The sequence below is a fragment of the Nesterenkonia alkaliphila genome (genome assembly GCF_009758175.1).
GTDB classification, from domain to species: domain Bacteria; phylum Actinomycetota; class Actinomycetes; order Actinomycetales; family Micrococcaceae; genus Nesterenkonia; species Nesterenkonia alkaliphila.
Window position 1 is genome coordinate 17,382 of the sequence record NZ_WRPM01000044.1, and the last position, 15,249, is coordinate 32,630.

General features: G+C 64.3%; 13 protein-coding genes and 1 tRNA gene. 10 read left to right on the forward strand and 4 right to left on the reverse strand.

Translation table 11 applies throughout. The annotated features are described in order from the left end of the window. The first annotated feature begins 6 nt into the window (after positions 1-6). The 9 genes from GNZ21_RS06285 (at position 7) to der (ending at position 9,061) form a co-directional block, all read left to right on the forward strand. The gene (locus tag GNZ21_RS06285; protein WP_157322469.1) at positions 7-807 is read left to right on the forward strand and encodes a methyltransferase domain-containing protein; all 801 of its coding nucleotides are present in this window, start codon (positions 7-9) and stop codon (positions 805-807) included. Between the two features lie 92 nt (positions 808-899). Further along, positions 900-1,787, forward strand: coding sequence for a ParA family protein (locus GNZ21_RS06290; protein WP_188503782.1), 888 nt, complete (start codon positions 900-902; stop codon positions 1,785-1,787). Next, positions 1,787-2,716 (forward strand): segregation and condensation protein A, encoded by a 930-nt coding sequence (locus GNZ21_RS06295; protein ID WP_229659588.1) that lies wholly within the window; start codon positions 1,787-1,789, stop codon positions 2,714-2,716. The genes GNZ21_RS06290 and GNZ21_RS06295 overlap by 1 nt, the downstream gene beginning before the upstream one ends. Then, entirely contained in the window at positions 2,709-3,377 is a 669-nt protein-coding gene (gene scpB / locus GNZ21_RS06300) for an SMC-Scp complex subunit ScpB (protein ID WP_157322473.1), read from the forward strand. The genes GNZ21_RS06295 and scpB overlap by 8 nt, the downstream gene beginning before the upstream one ends. Positions 3,378-3,642: 265 nt before the next feature. Further along, on the forward strand, positions 3,643-4,641 hold the full coding sequence (locus tag GNZ21_RS06305) for a hypothetical protein (RefSeq protein WP_157322475.1): 999 nt from the start codon (positions 3,643-3,645) through the stop codon (positions 4,639-4,641). Positions 4,642-4,748: 107 nt separating this feature from the next. Then, positions 4,749-5,699, forward strand: coding sequence for a pseudouridine synthase (locus GNZ21_RS06310; protein WP_229659587.1), 951 nt, complete (start codon positions 4,749-4,751; stop codon positions 5,697-5,699). Beyond that, positions 5,692-6,810: a prephenate dehydrogenase gene (locus GNZ21_RS06315; RefSeq protein ID WP_188503781.1), complete on the forward strand. Its 1,119-nt coding sequence runs from the start codon at positions 5,692-5,694 to the stop codon at positions 6,808-6,810. The genes GNZ21_RS06310 and GNZ21_RS06315 overlap by 8 nt, the downstream gene beginning before the upstream one ends. Next, positions 6,789-7,532, forward strand: coding sequence for a (d)CMP kinase (gene cmk, locus GNZ21_RS06320; protein ID WP_157322479.1), 744 nt, complete (start codon positions 6,789-6,791; stop codon positions 7,530-7,532). The genes GNZ21_RS06315 and cmk overlap by 22 nt, the downstream gene beginning before the upstream one ends. Then, on the forward strand, positions 7,532-9,061 hold the full coding sequence (gene der / locus GNZ21_RS06325) for a ribosome biogenesis GTPase Der (protein WP_157322481.1): 1,530 nt from the start codon (positions 7,532-7,534) through the stop codon (positions 9,059-9,061). Before cmk ends, der begins: the two co-directional genes overlap by 1 nt. Before the next feature lie 102 nt (positions 9,062-9,163). Here the strand turns inward: der and GNZ21_RS06330 are convergent, their stop codons facing one another. The 3 genes from GNZ21_RS06330 to GNZ21_RS06340 all read right to left on the reverse strand — a co-directional run bounded on the left by GNZ21_RS06330 (position 9,164) and on the right by GNZ21_RS06340 (position 13,638). Then, positions 9,164-11,803 carry a carbohydrate-binding protein gene (locus tag GNZ21_RS06330; protein ID WP_188503780.1) on the reverse strand — a complete coding sequence of 880 codons (2,640 nt, stop codon included), beginning with the start codon at positions 11,801-11,803 and terminating at the stop codon, positions 9,164-9,166. Between the two features lie 150 nt (positions 11,804-11,953). Then, complete coding sequence (locus GNZ21_RS06335) at positions 11,954-12,226, reverse strand: GlsB/YeaQ/YmgE family stress response membrane protein (protein ID WP_157322485.1); 273 nt, start codon at positions 12,224-12,226, stop codon at positions 11,954-11,956. Positions 12,227-12,342: 116 nt separating this feature from the next. Next, a complete protein-coding gene (locus GNZ21_RS06340; protein ID WP_157322487.1) occupies positions 12,343-13,638 on the reverse strand; it encodes a serine hydrolase in 1,296 nt (431 codons plus the stop codon). Between the two features lie 221 nt (positions 13,639-13,859). Between GNZ21_RS06340 and GNZ21_RS06345 the strand changes: the two genes are divergently transcribed. Continuing rightward, positions 13,860-13,936 (forward strand) — tRNA-Pro (locus tag GNZ21_RS06345). Between the two features lie 90 nt (positions 13,937-14,026). Here the strand turns inward: GNZ21_RS06345 and GNZ21_RS06350 are convergent. Then, positions 14,027-15,079, reverse strand: coding sequence for a PDDEXK nuclease domain-containing protein (locus GNZ21_RS06350; protein ID WP_157322489.1), 1,053 nt, complete (start codon positions 15,077-15,079; stop codon positions 14,027-14,029). Between the last annotated feature and the right edge of the window lie 170 nt (positions 15,080-15,249).

Genomic DNA, 15,249 nt, shown 5'->3' on the forward strand with positions numbered 1-15,249 from the left:
TCGGCTATGACAGATCAGCGCACCGGGTGGAACCCGCAGGTCTACCTCACCTTCAGCTCCGAACGGCTCCAGCCCTTGGTGGATTTGGTGGCCCGGGTCAGGCATCCCCAGGCGCAGCGGATCGTAGACTTAGGCTGCGGGGCCGGCAACGGGGTCCCGGTGCTGCGCACCGCCTGGCCCCAGGCCCAGATTCTGGGCATCGACTCCAGCGCTGAGATGCTCGAGCGCGCTCGCAGCAGCGTCCAGGACGCCCGGACCACCTTCCTGCAGGCAGATATCCGCACCATCGGCTCCGAGGGTCTGCCGCAGGGGCAGGCGCCCGATGTGATCGTCTCTAACGCCGCCCTGCAGTGGCTGCCCGAGCACCGGGAGCTGCTCCCAGGGCTGATGGGCCTGGTGGCCCCCGGCGGGATCTTCGCCGTCCAGGTCCCAGGCAACTTCCAGAACCCCAGCCACCGGCTGCTCTACGAGTTCGCCGCTGCCGAGCCTTACGCCCAGCACATCGACCAGTCCCGGCTGCTGCAGCCCACCGCAGACCCACAGGACTATATGCACGACGTCGCCCAGCCCGGGTGGGAGGTGGAGGCCTGGGAGACCACCTACTACCACACCCTGCAGGGGGAGGACCCGGTCTTCACCTGGATCTCAGCCACCGCGGCCAAACCAGTGCTCGAACAGCTGCCCGAGGGGCTGGGTGAACAGTTCGTGGCACAGTACAAGGCGGCGCTGCGAGAAGCCTACCCGGCGTCGTCGTTGGGGACAGTGCTGCCCTTCCGGCGCCTGTTCTTCATCGCACGGCGCCGCTAACTGGAAGGTTTGCGGTTGCCCGTGACATCACACCGGGTAATCTGGTCAGAACATTGACCGCTGTCGCTTCAGACCAGACCGGAGGGCCGTACGTGAACGCCGAGCAGCCGCGAACGCTTTTCACCATCCATGGTGATGCGATCATCGGCCCCACCGGCCGTCCCAAGCACGAGTTTCCCGAGCCGGAGCCCCTGGACGGCCACGGCCCAGCCCGGATCATCGCGATGGTCAACCAAAAGGGCGGAGTGGGAAAGACCACTTCTGCCATCAATCTGGCTGCCGCGCTGGCCGAGTACGGGCGCCGGGTGCTCATGGTGGACTTCGACCCCCAGGGAGCACTCTCGGCAGGTCTGGGCGCCAACCCCCATGAGCTGGAGACCACTGTCTACAACGTGCTCATGGAGAAGGGCGTGGAGGTCACCGACGCCGTGGTCTCCACCCATGTGCCCGGGATGGACCTGCTGCCGGCCAATATCGACCTCTCCGCCGCGGAGGTGCAGCTGGTCACCGAGGTGGGCCGCGAACAGGTGCTGGAACGGGCCCTGCGCAAAGTCCGCAACGACTACGATGTGATCCTCATCGACTGCCAGCCCTCGCTGGGGCTGCTGACGGTCAACGCGCTGACTGCCGCCCACGGGGTGGTGATCCCACTGGTGGCCGAGTTCTTCGCCCTGCGCGCGGTGGCCCTGTTGAAGGACACCATTGAGAAGGTCCAGGACCGGATCAACCCGGACCTGGAAATCGACGGGGTGCTGGTCACTATGGTGGATCTGCGCACCACCCACTCCAAAGAGGTCATCCAGCGGATCGTGGAGGCCTTTGGGGAGAAGGTCTTCGAGACGGTGATCAAACGCTCGGTGAAGTTCCCCGACGCCACGGTGGCCGCGGAGCCGATCACCAATTACGCAGCCAAGCACGAGGGCGCCAAAGCCTACCGCCAACTGGCCCGGGAGCTGATTGCTCGAGGAGGGGCTCCGTAGTGGTTGAGCCTGCTCTGGCAGAGACCGCCGATCCGGCAGCCGACCAGGGCCACGTAGCACTTGATGACCAGGGCCAGGAGATCCGCTCTGGCTTCACCGTGAGTCTGGACGGCTTTGACGGGCCGTTCGACCTGCTGCTGGGACTGATCGCCAAGCGCAGGATGGATGTCACCAAAGTGGCACTGGCTGAGGTCACTGAAGAATTCATCGCCTATGTGCGCACTCTGGAGGCCCAACGCGCACTGGATGAGTCCTCCAATTTTGTGTTCGTGGCCGCCACCTTGCTGGATATGAAACTGGTGCAGCTGCTGCCCGGCTCCCAGGTGGAGTCTGAGGATGACATTGCTGCGCTGGAGGCACGGGACCTGCTTTTCGCCCGGCTGTTGCAGTACAAGGCCTTTAAGCAGATCGCTGATCAGATGGGTGCCGCCGCCGCGGAGAATGCCGGCCGGTTCGCCCGGCGCCCCGGAGCTCATCCCGATATGGCCAATCTGCTCCCCGAGTTGGTGTGGAACACCACCGCTGAGGATCTCAAAGCACTTGCCGAGCGGGCCTTGGCCCGCCGCCAGGCCGAACCCGATGAGGTGGGCCTGGCGCATCTGCACGCCGCAGCGGTGAATGTGCGCGCCGAGATGGCCGCGATGACCGAGCAGCTGCGCGCCGCAGGCCGGTGCAGCTTCACCGAGTTGGTGGCTGGCGCGGAGAGCCGGCTGGTTGTGGTGGTGCGCTTCTTAGGCCTGCTGGAGCTCTTCCGAGACCGTTCAGTGGAGTTCGACCAGCAGGTCCCGCTCGGCGAGCTGCTGGTCACCTGGTCCGGGCAGGCCGGCACCTCCCAGGACGCCCTGGACCGGGCCGCTGCAGAGTGGGATGAAGGCGAGGGCGACGCAGCGGGGAAGAGCACCTCGGGTCAGGAGAGCAGAGATGGCTGAACAACCCAGCGGCAATTCCGGAGCGCAGGGCAACCCTGCCCTGGAGGAGGCCGGCTCCTCGCAGCTGGTCTCCCATGAGGACTATCTTGCCGCGGTGGAAGCGGTGCTGATGGTCGCGGAAGAACCGGTGAGCCCCGCTGAGCTGGCCACTGCAGTCAGCCTGCCTCAGCATCAGGTCCAAGCACTGCTGGATGAACTGCGCGCCGAGGCTGACGGGGTGACTGAGAACTGGCCCGGGGACGCCCCGGCCGGTGCGCCGCGGCAGCGCGGCTATGAGCTGCGCGAGGTGGCCGGGGGCTGGCGCTACTACTCCCGGGCCCGCTACGCGGAGCAGGTCTCGGCCTTTGTGCTGGGCGGGCAGACCTCACGGCTCTCCCCGGCGGCTCTGGAGACTCTGGCCGTGATCGCCTACCGGCAGCCGGTGGCGCGCTCAGCGGTCTCCGCCATCCGCGGGGTCAATGTGGACGGGGTGGTGCGCACCCTGGTTCAGCGGGGCCTGCTGGATACCGCCGGCACCGATCCGGTCACCGGGGCCACCCTCTACGTCACCACCGCGGAGTTCCTGGAACGGTTGGGACTGGACTCGATTGAGGACCTGCCCAAGCTCAGCCCCCACCTGCCGGGGGTGGAGGACCTTGAGGATGACGCTTCGGCAGTCTGACCCCTCTGGCTGCTTCTCATGGGGTTATCGGGAAATCATGGCCCTATAGGTGCATGAAATGCAGATAGCTACATGACTACTGGCGCTGGGAGTGGCGGAGGCTGAGCTTCTCTGAGGTTATCCACAGGGGTGTGGATTGTCTCTGCAGAAGTTTCAGAAGCAGGCAATGCTGGGGACTATGGATTCTCAACAGCCGGCAAGCCTGCTGCGCGTAGCGTGTCCTTTGCAGGATGGCAGCCATTCATCTGACGCTCTCTCGGAGGCTATGCGCCGCGGTAAGATGCTGCGGCTGCGCCGCGGCGTCTATGTGCCGGCAGAGGTATGGCTGCGGAGTCACCCTTCGGAACGCTACCGGCTCGCTGTTGCCGCCGAGAGCCTGCAGAACCCCAATGCCGTGTTCTGTCGTGAATCTGCGCTCAGCATTCACGGACTTCCGCTGCTGGCGGTGCCGCGGCAGATTCACCTTCGAGTCGCGAGCAGAGGGTCGGTTCGGACCAGTCGCCAAACTCCGCTGACGGGCTCCGTATCCAAGGCGGAATTCCTGCGGCGTGCCCGGCTGGCCGGAGTGATCGACGAGACCGAAGTTCCGCCCTATGCCTTGCGTGGATTCGACACTGCGCGGCATCTGGACAGCGGGGGCTTGACCCAGAGTGAGAAGCAGGGGTTGGATCTCCCAACTCCGGCGGCGGGATCTGAGGTCCAAGAAAATCTGGTGGTCAATGTGGAACCGTTGGCACTGAGCCTGGTTGATACCGCTGTGCGGTTACCGTTTGCCGGTGCTGTGGTCCTCCTGGACGCCGCGCTGCACGGAGCACCTGCCCGGGCTCCGCTGGATGTGGCCCAACTGGGAGAGATCGCAGATGTTCAGCTGAGCGCGCGCAGGCGGCAGTATCTCAAAAGGCTGCTCCACTTTGCGTCTCCACTTTCGGAGTCCCCCGGAGAATCTCTGGCCCGGGTGCGGTTCCATGAGCTGGGTTTTGCTCCGCCACAGCTGCAGGTCACCCTGCAGGTCCACAATAAGGCTTACCGACTCGATTTCTGCTGGGAGGCGGTCGGAGTCGTCGTCGAGTTTGACGGCTGGTTGAAGTACCGGATGGAGAATTCGACCTTTGACGAGGTGTATAAGCAGGAAAAGATCCGTGAGGACGCCATTCGCAGTACCCGCCGAACCGTGGTGCGGATCTACTGGGAAGACCTGATGGAGCCGCACTGCAGACGATTGATTGAGCTGCTTACTCGTGCCGGAGTGCCCCGCATGGCATGAGCCCCTGGTTTTCATGTGGTTATCGGGAAGTCATGGCCCTATAGGTGCATGAAGGACCGATAGGTACATGACAGATAGCGCTGAGACTGGCCGGTAGGATGATCCGCATGAGTTTTCAGGGTAAGCGCGGGCCCAGGAAGTCGGCACCGAGGGCCAACCGGGCCGCCCGTACCCCCAAACCGGGCTCCGAGGGCGGGCCGTTCGCAGATGCTAAACCCGAACGGCTGATCTCCGCCCAGCCCAAGCCCACCAAGATCCGTGCGGACGAGGCCGAGGCCAACTTCCAGGCTGTGCACACCGAGGACGGCGTGCGCCTGCAGAAGGTCCTGGCCCAGGCCGGGGTCGCCTCCCGCCGAGTCTGTGAGGACCTCATTGCTGAGGGCCGGGTTGCGGTGGACGGCAAGGTCATTGTGGAGCCCGGGGTGCGCGTGGACCCGCAGTCGGTGACCATCCATGTGGACGGAGTCCGGGTCACCCTGGAGGTCACCCACCGATACGTGATGTTCAATAAACCTGCCAAGGTCATGACCACTATGCATGACCCCGAGGGCCGGCGCTGCGTGGGCGACTTCCTGGACCGTCAGATGCGCGCGGCCCGTCTGGTGCATGTGGGCCGGCTGGACTATGAGACCGAGGGCCTGCTGCTGCTGACCAATGACGGCGAGCTCACCAACAGGCTCACCCACCCGCGCTACGAGGTCCCCAAGACCTACCTGGCCGAGGTGCAGGGTGAGCTGAGCGTCAAGACTGCCAAGCAGCTGCAGAACGGGATCGAGCTCGAAGACGGTCCGATCGCCGCGGACCGGGCCTGGGTGGTGGGCTCCACTGGAAACCGCACCATGGTGGAGATCACTCTGCACTCCGGGCGCAACCGGATCGTGCGGCGGATGCTGGAACATGTGGGCCACCCGGTGACCAGGCTGGTGCGCACCGCCATCGGCAAGATCGTCATCGGGGATCAGCCCCAGGGCACGCTGCGCGAGCTCGAGCTCCAGGAGATCGGGCACCTGCAGGATCTGGCCAGCGGTGCAGCGGCAGGGGAGGGCTCCCGTGGTTGAGCCGGCCAAGCTTGCTGTGCTCATCCGGGGCACCGGACTGCTGGGCGCCAGCATCGGACTCGGCCTGCGGAAGGCCGGGCACCAGGTGCAGCTCTCGGACCCCTCACCCACTGCCCAGCGGATCGCCCAGGACATCGGGGCCGGAACCATCTGGCAGCCGGAGCAGGGAACCGATCCGGACCTGATCATCATCGCCGCCCCGCCGGAGGTGACCGCAGCCGAGGTGGCTGATGCCCTGCTGAGGTTCCCCGGCGGCGTCGTACTGGATATCGCCTCGGTGAAAGCGGCAATCCTCACCGATCTGGTCAACATGACAGCCGACAACGCCGCCCCCCTCACCCGGGAGCATCTGACCCGGTACGTGGGCACCCACCCGATGGCCGGGCGTGAGCAGTCCGGGCCGGTGGCTGCCCGTGGGGAGCTGTTCACCTCAATGCCCTGGGTGATCTGCCCGCACCAGGATTCCGCGGCCGCTGCAGTGCAGGCCGCAGTGAACCTGGCGCAGACCCTAGGTGCCAGTGTGCACCGGATGGACGCGGTTAAGCATGATGAGTCGGTGGCTCTGATCTCCCACCTGCCGCAGGTGGCGGCCTCGCTGGTGGCCTCCCGCCTGCAGGATGCGGAGGCTGGGGCGCTGGCGCTCTCCGGCAACGGCCTGCGGGATGTCACCCGGATCGCGGCCAGTGATCCCAATCTGTGGGTGCAGATCCTCTCGGCCAATTCCCGCCCCCTGGTGGAGATCCTCCACGGGCTGCGCGAGGACGTGGAGCGGCTGATCAGCACCTTGGAAGACCCCGCAGCCCCCGGCGGGCAGGCCGATATTGCCCAGCTGATCGCTGAGGGCAATGCCGGGGTGGCGCGGGTGCCCGGCAAGCACGGGGCCCCGCCGCAGTCCTTCTCAGTGGTCACTGTTATTGTTGACGATCGGCCCGGGCAGATCTCCGCGGTGCTCAACGACGTCGGGAAAGTGGGTGTCAACGTGGAGGATCTGCGTATGGAGCACTCGGCCGGACACCAAGTGGGTATGTTGGAGGTGTCAGTGCTGCCCGGCCGCCGTGACGAGCTGGCCCAGGCGCTGACTGAAATGGGATGGAAGGTAGTACTGCATTGAGCACACACACCGATGAGGCTGCGCCGGGAGCGCGCCCGCCCCAGGTGCGCCAACCGCGCCTGGTGATCGCGGTGGACGGACCCTCCGGCTCCGGGAAGTCCAGCGTCTGCCGTGCCGCCGCCACCCAGCTGGGTGCTGCCTACCTGGACACCGGTGCCATGTACCGGGCGGCCACCTGGTACTGCCTGGACCAGCAGGTGGACCTTGACGATGAGGATGCCGTGGCCCTGGCAGTGGAGGAGCTGCCGTTGACCATCTCCACCGACCCGCAGCACCAGACCATCACCGTGGGGCAGGCCGATATCAGCGCAGAGATCCGCGAGCCGCGCATCTCCGAGAAGGTCTCCGAGGTGGCCACCAACCGCCGGGCCCGCACCCTGTTGGTGGCTGCGCAGCGCCGGATCATTGATGAGGCCGGATTCATTGTGGCCGAAGGCCGCGACATCACCACCGTGGTGGCCCCCGATGCGCAGGTGCGCGTGCTGCTGACCGCCTCTGCGGAGGCCAGGCTGCGCCGCCGCGGCGCTCAGCTGGGCGGGACCCAGGATGCTGAGGCGCTCAAGCGCCAGGTGTTAGAGCGCGATAAGAAGGACTCCACGGCCAGCAACTTCACCGAGGCTGCCGACGGCGTGGCTGTGCTGGATTCCTCCGACCTCACCTTTGAAGAGACCGTGAACTCACTGATCGGCCGCGTGGAGCAGGCCCAGGGAGCTGGCGCCTGATGAGTAGGGATGCCCAGGGGCCTGAGGAGTACGTGCCCACCGGTGATGAGGACCGGTTGGCCGCTCGCCTGGCCGAGATCACCGAGGAGGAGGCCGAGGCCCGCGCTGCAGCGCTGCGTGCCGGCCTGCAGGACTACGAGCTCGATGACGCTGACGCCGCCCTGCTGGAGGATGCAGAGGACGACGCCGCCGGGTTGCCCTATGTGCCCGCCCCGCCGGTGCTTGCCATCGTGGGACGGCCCAATGTGGGCAAATCCACCCTGGTCAACCGGATCATCCGGTCCCGCGAGGCAGTGGTGGAGGATGTCCCCGGGGTCACCCGGGACCGGGTCTCCTATCCTGCAGAGTGGAACGGACGGGATTTCACCCTGGTGGACACCGGCGGTTGGGAGGCTGATGCCAAAGGCATCCACAAGCGGGTGGCGGAACAGGCCGAGCTCGCAGTGGATGAGGCTGATGCGGTGATCTTTGTCCTCGACGGGCTGGTCGGGGCCACAGCAGTGGATGAGGCCGTGGTGAAGATGCTGCGCCGGAAGAAGAAGCCGGTGCTGTTGGCGGCCAATAAGATCGACTCTTCTGCTCAGATGTCTGAGGTCTATCCGCTGTGGAACCTGGGCCTGGGCGAGCCCTATCCGGTTTCGGCCCTGCACGGCACCGGCACCGGAGACCTGCTCGATGCCGCCTTGAAGCTCCTTCCCGAGACTGCTCAGCACGGGGGCCTGGTGCCCCTGGGCGGACCGCGCCGAGTGGCGCTGGTGGGACGGCCCAATGTGGGCAAGTCATCGCTGCTGAATAAGCTCGCCGGTGCCGAGCGTGTGGTGGTGGACAATGTGGCCGGCACAACCCGTGACCCGGTGGATGAGCTGGTGACCCTGGGCGGTGAGGAGTGGCGGTTCGTGGACACTGCTGGTATCCGCCGCCGGCAGCATATGGCATCCGGCTCGGAGTACTATGCGATGCTGCGCACCCAGCGGGCCCTGGACAAGGCCGAGGTGGCGGTGGTGCTGCTGGCCGTGGACGAGCCGGTCAGTGAGCAGGACATCCGGATCGTGCAGATGGCACTGGATGCCGGGCGCGCCCTGGTGCTGGCCTACAACAAATGGGACCTGTTGGATGAGGAGCGCCGCTACTACCTGGAGCGGGAGATCGAACGCGACCTGGCACATGTGGCCTGGGCGCCGCGGGTCAACGTCTCAGCGATGACCGGCTGGCATAAGGACAAACTGGCGCCTGCGCTGTCCCGTTCCCTGGAGAACTGGGAGCAGCGGATCCCCACCGGCCGGCTCAACGCCTTCCTGGGCGAGCTGGTGGCCGCGCACCCGCATCCGGTGCGCGGCGGCAAGCAGCCCCGGATCCTGTTCGGCACTCAGCCCGCGACCCGCCCGCCCAAGTTTGTGCTGTTCACCACCGGGTTCCTGGACCCGGGCTACCGGCGGTTCATCACCCGCCGGCTGCGTGAGACCTTCGACTTCACCGGAACCCCCATCGAGGTGCAGATGCGCGTACGGGAGAAGCGCAAGCGCCGCTGACCTCCGCCTCGACTCCGAGCTCGCTGCTCAGCATCGCCGTGAAGAGTGGCGGCCCACCCCGGAGGGTGAGCCGCCACATCAGTGCTGCTTGAACGGTTCAGATCAGCAGTTGCCGCCGTCCTCCCAGGGACCCCACTGGTCCCCGGGCTCCTGATTGCGGCTGTACCACTTGGCAGTATAGATGGTGCCCTCGTGCACTACTGTTTCTCCGCCCCGGAACTCGGTGCTTGCAGCCCAGGCCGGGTACGTGCCGGATTCGCACTCGGTGGGAGCGCCGATCTCGGACCAGGCACTGTACGGGGAGGCCCCGGGCTCCTGGTTCCGGGTCCACCACAGAGCCTCAAAGACCCGGCCCTGGTATTCCACGATCTCTCCGCCGGTGTACACCGTGGCGGAATCCCAGGCCGGATGCTCCGGTTCGGGCTCAGGGGCCTCCTCCACAGTGATGGTGAACGGATTCTCCCGAGTGATGTAGTTCTCGCCGAAACTGGGGGCGTCCACCAGTCGGGCCCAGAGTGTGTTCTCCCCGAGCTCCAGATCTGCAACGGGGATCTCCAGCTCAGCCGAGCGGGTTTCGGTGTCAAGCGAAGCGCTGGCGAAAAGTTCTCCGCCGGAGGCGCTGCGCAGTTCCCGCACCTCGATGGTTCCGGAGAGGTCATGCGGGTAGTCGGCGGGAATGCCCTCGGGGTAGCGCTCCTGATAGTCGTACCGGTCCGGGATGGCCAGCTCGGCGGTGACCGTGGCGAAGTCGGCGTCGTCGTAGATGTTCTGCTCCTCGGGGGTCACAGTTACCGCCGGGTCGAACACGTAGAGCAGCCGAAGACCGCTGGGCTCAGCGGTCAGGGTGGTGGAGTCCACCAGACGTGCCCGGATGTTCTCTGAGACCCGATCGGTGCGGAAGCTTTCGGTAGAAATCGTTACCGTGATCGGTTCATCCAAGGAGGTGATCTCGGCAGAACCGATGGCCGGGGTGCCGGGTGTCACGGTGTACACCTCTATAGTGCCGTCGAGGTCCTCAGGAAGCACCGCGTCCTCGGGCAGGTTGATGGTCACCTCAACCTCATTGTCCAGGCCGCGCAGCTCCGCGTGCTCCGCGGTGTAGAACGGCATCTGCAGGGAGACCTCAACCGGATCCTGTTCGGATTCAGTCACAGTCACAGTCACGGGGTTGGACCATCCCTGATAGCCAGTGCCGTTCTGGTTGACAGTCCCCGTGTGGTTGTCATGGTAGAGCACCATGAACTCGTGCTCACCGACTGGCAGCTCATCGATCGCCATCGTGGCCGAATGGTCGGTCTCGGTGTAGCCGGTGATACCCAGATCCTCGAGAGGCTCTCCACCTTCAGAGGAGTACAGGTAGAAGTCTCCGCGAGGACTCCAACTCCCTGCCGGCCAGGAGCCGGGCTCGAACTCCATGACAGCCTCGATCTCAACGTCGGTGGCGTGGGTTTCACCTTCCCCAAGCTGGATTTCGGGAGTCGGGGTGCTCGCCTGGACCTCGGTGAACACGTGGACAGACACATTCCGGGTGGTCTCAGCGAACCGTTCGGAATTGATATGACGCAGTTGGAAGACTCCATTGGTGCCGGGACTGAGGCGCTCAGCCGGGATAGTCACTTCTGCGGTGAAGGTCTCATCATCCACATCGCTGACGCTGATCTGTTCTGCAGCAGAGCTGGTGGAGGCGTAAACCCCGATCTGCCCGCCCACCGGACGGTGGGGATAGTCCTCAGGAATGTCCAGACTCACTGTGATGGTGGCGTCATCGCCTTCAGCGGCGCCTGCGTTGCTGGCTATGATTGCCGGATCTGAGACACGCAACGTTCCGTTGCTGGGCGCAACGTTGGGAGCCTGAGCCAGCTGAGTGGAGCTCCCCTCGACGAGTCGCACCCAGACGGGACGGTTGGTGCTGGTCAGCGGCATCTGCGCGGTGCTGACCCAGTGGTCCACGTAGAGGATCCCATTGACGATTTCTGCACTACCGTCGGCGACGGCATCGGCAATGTCCAAAGTGCTGAGCACATCACCAGAGTTGATCGCGTTCCCTGAGATGAACTCCAGGGTGCCGTCGAGTACCTCAACATCCGCCAAGCTGAAGTCGAAATCATCTCGAGGTCGGATCTGTGCAGTCACCCGGTGGTCGAGCCCGCGCAGCACACGGTCACCGGTGGCGGTCCGTGCCCAGGTGGTCACATGGAAGGTCTGAGGCTCGGGATCCTGCTCTACGACGGTGATGCCGACAGCGGGGGAGTAGGTGGCGGGTACGGTCACGCCTTCTGCCTGAGTCTCCTCGTACACGGCCTGGATGTATGTGGTGTCGTGGGAGGCCCAGGCTTCAGGGGCATGGCTCCAGAAGCGGTACCATCCGCTGTTGATCTCGAACGGGTAGTTGAAGAGGGTCTCGCCGACGACATTGCCGTTTTCGTCCAGTTCCTCACCGACTACGAAACCGACCTCGGTGCCAGTGATATCCACGCCTTCGGCGGTGAACTCACCTTCAACCTGGTATTGATCGCCCGGAGCCAGCTCGGTAGGTGAAACGTCCATGGTCAGGGAGGTTTCTACCCCCTGCTCCTCGGGCCTTTCGGATTCTTCTGCCAGGTCTTCGGCCTGGTCCTCAGCAGTGCTGAGTGTTGGTTCCACAGTGGGTTCCACATCGGCGTGGGCAGCCGGTGCAAATCCGGTGAAAGCCAGGAATGAGGCAAGGGCGAGTGCGGTGAAGCCGCGTAATGGTGCAGGCATATGGATATCCTCGGAGTCAGGTAACTGAGTGATCATGTAACCGAAGTCACATAACCATTGTGTGGCATGATCGTTGCCCGAGGCAATGGTTGCCGGCTGGCGCTACTTCACGGCTTCGCTACTCCACTATTGCGTTACTCCACCGCTCCGCTACTCCGCGCGCCCACGGTTGCGGGTGATGGCCTGCCAGATGAATGCCACAATCAGGCCTCCGAGGATTGCAAAAATCCAGGTGCCGAGGTCAAAGAAGCTGTCGTTGACATTGACGCCGAAGATGGCCGAGGCGATCCAGCCGCCGACCAGGGCTCCGAATACACCGGTAATCAGGGTGACCAGGCAGCCGCCCTTCTGGTCACCGGGCAGGATTGCCCGTGCGATTGCTCCGGCGATCAGGCCCAGCAGCAGCCATCCGAGGATACTCATCAGCTATCTCCTTTGTGTCAGCGGCGATAATGGCGGAACGTCTCTGAGTCTTCCACGGTTCACCCTTGTGGACAACGGTCACGGGCAGCTGACATGGGATGTCAGCAGACCCGGAATCACCCGTAGAGGGCAGTCTCGATGTCCCTGGTGATCGCCGCTACCGAGGACCAGCTGGAGCCCTGAGTCAGGATGGTCAGCACATAGGTGCCAGAGGGGTGGTGCACGATCGCGGTGTCATGCAGGTTCCCGTTGATGAAGCCGGGCTTGTTCAGCACCTGCCCGGCGGAGCCGGCCGGGATCCCCTCTCGGTGCACATTCGCCGCCAGAGCGTTGCGCAGCCGGTCATGACCGGGTCCGCTCATTGCGAGGTTTCCTGCGCCCAGGTTGGACATGAAGTTCGTCAGGTCCTGGGCATTTGTGCGAATGCCGCCCTCTCCGCCCCGGGTGTTTCCGGCACCCTGGGCCGAGGCGTCAGCCCAGATGTTGCCCCAGCCGATCTCCGGGCCAAGCTTTTCCGGGCACGGGTTGTCACTGAGCACAATCATGTCCTGGAAGCACTGCGCCAGGTCCCGGTCCTCAAGCACGGGATCAGACCAATCGCGTTGACCGGCCTCTACTTCCCGGATGATGCTGTAGGCCACAAAGATCTTGTAGGTGCTGGCGGTGACAAACGATTTCCCGGTGCCAGTGGAGGCGCTGCGGTTTTGGCCGCCGAGCTCCTGCACGCTTATCGAGATCTGCCCCGGATGCTGGGCGGCGAGCTGCCCGAGCAGCGCATTGAGATCACCGTCAAAGTTCACATTCGTCTGGGCAGGGGGCTCCGGCGCGGGAGCCGGCTCGGGCTCGGGCGCGGCCTCAGCCTGCTCCTGATCTAGCTCCTGATCCTGCTCCTCTTGTTCCAGCTCGGCCTGGCGGCGCTCCTCCGCTTCCGCCTCAGCATCTGCCTGACGCTGAGCCTCCTCCTGAGCCAGACGCTGCTCGCGCTGCTGAGCGGACTCATAGGCCCGGGTCAGCGAGGAGGACCATTCCTCCAGGCTCTGCCGGCGCTTGGAGGTATTCGCATCCGATGCCTCAGCCTCCGCTGGATCAGCCTCGCCCTGATCAGGGTCAGTGGGGGAGTGCTGGGTCTCTGCGGCGTCGTCCTCTGTCACCTGACCCGCTGGCACGGTCTGCTCCGGCGGGCGGGACTCGGCCACTTGGTGAACCACGATCGTTGCGGCGTCGCGCATAGTGGTGTCGGCGGAGTTGTGCACGGCAGCCGGCAGGGCCTCAGCGGCGCTGGCCGGCTGGATCTGGGCAGGGTCAGGTGCATGGAAGTTGGGTGTGCAGCCGGAGGCCAGCAGGGCCACAGTCAGGGCAGCCACTGAGGCTCGTCCGGGCACACCCGCAATCAGGGGAAGGCGCAGGTGCATAGGGCAACGGTAACCATCCCTGAAGTGGGATCGGTGGAAATCCGCACCGGGGTTCAATCACGGTTTGGTTACAGGAGGCTTCGGGCTGTCAAAGATTCAAGGCACGACGACGCCCCCCCGCCCCTGGTCAGGGAGGGTCCCAGGCTGTGCCATATCGGGTGCCGGAATGATGTAGACTGTTCCGGTGCTCCGGCCGGTGATCGGCTTCCGGAGCGCTGCTACGGGATATAGCGCAGCTTGGTAGCGCGTCCGTCTGGGGGACGGAAGGTCGTCGGTTCAAATCCGGCTATCCCGACCACGAATCAGTTACTCAAACAGGAGACTGGACGGTCTTGAGTAACAGGGTCACTGATAATTGCTTAGACACAGGAGACGTATGTCAGGTGTCTCACTCATGTAGTTTCTTCTCGTTATTCTCCAGTTCCCGCTCAATCTGCTCGATGCTTGGCAGGTTGGTCTTAAGTTCCTCTGGGAGTGACTCGGTCAGCTCGTAGGCGGAGACGCCCATCGGCTTGGACTCGTCCTGGAGCGCGTATTCAGCGACAACCTTGTCTCTGGTCTCGCACAACAGGAGCCCGATAGTGGGGTCGTCGCGGTCGGTGGCGACCTCGCCGTCCACGGCTGAGAGGTAGAACCGCAGCTGACCTAGGTGCTCTGGTTTGAACTTCCCTTTCTTGACCTCGATCACCACATAGCGGTGCAGTTTGACATGGTAAAAGAGCAAGTCGATGAAGAAGTCGCTGTCGCCGACCTGCATGTGGACTTGGCGGCCAACGAAGGCGAAGCCTGCGCCGAGTTCGAGGAGGAATTCTTCGACGTGCTCGATCATGGCTGACTCAATGGCGCGCTCTTCGGCCTCTTTTCCGAGACCCAGGAAATCCAGCTTGTACGGGTCCTTCAGCGACTGGACTGCAAGATCTGAGTCTGGCTTCGGCAGTGTCTGCTCGAAGTTGGTCACAGCAGCACCCCAGCGGTCGATCGCTCGGGTATCTATTTGGTCAGCCAGGATGTTCCGTGACCAACCGTTCTCGATGGCCTGTTCCGCGTACCATCGACGAGTTTTGGGGTCATCGAGCTTATCTAGCAGGGTTACCTGGTGGTACCAGGGCAATTGTGCAAGCACCTCTTGCACAATTGCCTCGTCTGGCCACGCGGCCGCGAACGCGCGCATGTACTTCAAGTTCCGTGGGGAGAACCCCTTCATGTCAGGGAACGCGGTGCGCAGGTCATGGGCCAGCTTGTCGATGACTTTCGCACCCCAGCCCTGATAGCGTTGGCGCTCCAGAATGTCGTTGCCGAGGCCCCAATAGAGCATCACCAGCTCGGAGTTGACCGTGCGGGCAGCCCGTTGCTGTGCCTGATACACGCGCCTCTTCACCTCGGCCAGCCACTCGGCGTAACCCTCTGGGGGTGGTGTCAGCGACGGTGTCTGATCGGTCATTTTGAGGTCTCCTTCGCGCACGGTAGGCGCGGATCACATGTTGATGATTTCAGCCTATCCGGAGGGTAGGACACAGCCCTTGTCCGGTGGTATCGCACGCGTTGAGCTAGTAGTGCCCCATAGAGTGGTGTAACCCTCCCGAGGGCCGTGACCGTATTCGTCTTGGATGT

Bases quoted from the DNA above. Each gene is read 5' to 3' on its own strand.
- GNZ21_RS06285 (WP_157322469.1), top strand. From the start codon at position 7: ATGACAGATCAGCGCACCGGGTGGAACCCGCAGGTCTACCTCACCTTC.
- scpB (WP_157322473.1), top strand. From the start codon at position 2,709: ATGGCTGAACAACCCAGCGGCAATTCCGGAGCGCAGGGCAACCCTGCC.
- GNZ21_RS06305 (WP_157322475.1), top strand. From the start codon at position 3,643: ATGCGCCGCGGTAAGATGCTGCGGCTGCGCCGCGGCGTCTATGTGCCG.
- GNZ21_RS06310 (WP_229659587.1), top strand. From the start codon at position 4,749: ATGAGTTTTCAGGGTAAGCGCGGGCCCAGGAAGTCGGCACCGAGGGCC.
- cmk (WP_157322479.1), top strand. From the start codon at position 6,789: ATGGAAGGTAGTACTGCATTGAGCACACACACCGATGAGGCTGCGCCG.
- der (WP_157322481.1), top strand. From the start codon at position 7,532: ATGAGTAGGGATGCCCAGGGGCCTGAGGAGTACGTGCCCACCGGTGAT.
- GNZ21_RS06330 (WP_188503780.1), bottom strand. From the start codon at position 11,803: ATGCCTGCACCATTACGCGGCTTCACCGCACTCGCCCTTGCCTCATTC.
- GNZ21_RS06335 (WP_157322485.1), bottom strand. From the start codon at position 12,226: ATGAGTATCCTCGGATGGCTGCTGCTGGGCCTGATCGCCGGAGCAATC.
- GNZ21_RS06340 (WP_157322487.1), bottom strand. From the start codon at position 13,638: ATGCACCTGCGCCTTCCCCTGATTGCGGGTGTGCCCGGACGAGCCTCA.
- GNZ21_RS06350 (WP_157322489.1), bottom strand. From the start codon at position 15,079: ATGACCGATCAGACACCGTCGCTGACACCACCCCCAGAGGGTTACGCC.